3 protein-coding genes are annotated in these 1,283 nt (G+C 36.6%); 1 reads left to right on the top strand and 2 read right to left on the bottom strand.

Translation table 11 applies throughout. The annotated features are described in order from the left end of the window. Nucleotides 1-42: 42 nt before the first annotated feature. On the top strand, nucleotides 43-534 hold the full coding sequence (locus BN338_RS10945; protein WP_083868398.1) for a Rha family transcriptional regulator: 492 nt from the start codon (nucleotides 43-45) through the stop codon (nucleotides 532-534). A gap of 52 nt (nucleotides 535-586) precedes the next feature. Here BN338_RS10945 and BN338_RS00240 read toward each other — a convergent pair whose 3' ends face one another. Both BN338_RS00240 and BN338_RS00235 read right to left on the bottom strand, forming a co-directional pair. Next, on the bottom strand, nucleotides 587-892 hold the full coding sequence (locus BN338_RS00240) for a BrnA antitoxin family protein (protein ID WP_039757950.1): 306 nt from the start codon (nucleotides 890-892) through the stop codon (nucleotides 587-589). Then, nucleotides 870-1,169 carry a BrnT family toxin gene (locus tag BN338_RS00235; protein ID WP_039757948.1) on the bottom strand — a complete coding sequence of 100 codons (300 nt, stop codon included), beginning with the start codon at nucleotides 1,167-1,169 and terminating at the stop codon, nucleotides 870-872. The genes BN338_RS00240 and BN338_RS00235 overlap by 23 nt, the downstream gene beginning before the upstream one ends. Nucleotides 1,170-1,283: the final 114 nt, after the last annotated feature.

Here is a 1,283-nt window from a genome sequence, read left to right as displayed (position 1 = left end):
GTTGAGTGTCAATGAAAAACATCTAACAACAAGGAGTTCGTTATGAACAATTTAATACCCCCCCAAACCACATTAACAATGTCTAGCCGTGAAATTGCAGAATTATGTGATAAAAGGCATGACAATATTGTAAGAGATATTCGACAAATATGTACTGACCTCAAAATTGAGGTGAGTAAATTTCAAGGAAATTATAAAGATTCTACAGGACGCAAATTAGTCTGCTACAACTTACCTAAGCGTGAATGCCTTGTCTTAGTTTCAGGATACAGTACAGTATTGCGCGCTAAGATCATTGACCGCTGGATAGAGCTCGAGAGTCAAGAAAAGACCGATTATGATAATGATACACGCTTTGATTTGCCAAGCTATTGGGAGGGTATGAATGCCGGTGAAAAAGCTCTGTATCTTTTAGGACCAATCCATATGCGTCTTATTGATGCTTTCAGAGTAGACGAAGAGAATAGAAAATACAAAGCTCTCATTAAAGAAGCAAAACAGGTTTTAGAAAAAACTGTTGTAAAAGCAGCTTAAATTTAAACACGATTTTATCTTCTCGTCTTCTAAAGACGAGGAGAAAACGAGTTTATCGCATTGAACGAAGCATAGCGTCACGTAAAATGGCATTAATTCGTGTCTGATAGCCTTTTCCTTGGCTTTTAAGCCACGCTAGCACATCTGAATCCACACGTACCGTTGTGACAGTCTTAGTTGGTTTATAGAATGGATTGCGAACAGCGTTTTTCCAGAATGCATCATCTAATGGTGGAATATCACTATGATCAATCGCACTGTCCGGCATTGCCGCTAGTTCATCAATTTCAACTTTTTGTTTATCTGTCAAAGGCGATAAGTTACCTACATCAATTTCATAACGAACTTTCTTCTTCATAACGCTTTCTCTCTTTCAAATTGGCACGTCGTGCTGAAATAATACGGATAACCTCTATGCCATCTTTATCATCATGAACAGTATGAGCGACAAGGAGTAATAAAAAACCATCCACAAGCCCTAAAGTTTGCCAACGATATTCTCCGTTTTCAATACGGTCTTGTTTAACCATAGCGAATGGGTCTGCAAAAACACGTGCAGCTACTTCAAAACTTACACGGTGCTTTCTAAGATTACTTTTCGCTTTAGCCTCATCCCATTCAAATCTCATTTTCATATCTTATGTTAATACATTTATGTATGTATATCAAGAGTTTTAAATACAAGACTTAAGTATCTATATAACACGTCCTTTTGATGAATAATTTATCAAATAAATTATAATGTAATG

The sequence above is a fragment of the Bartonella queenslandensis AUST/NH15 genome (assembly GCF_000312585.1).
Classification (GTDB): Bacteria; Pseudomonadota; Alphaproteobacteria; order Rhizobiales; family Rhizobiaceae; genus Bartonella; species Bartonella queenslandensis_A.
This window is presented reverse-complemented; position numbering and strand designations above follow the sequence as displayed.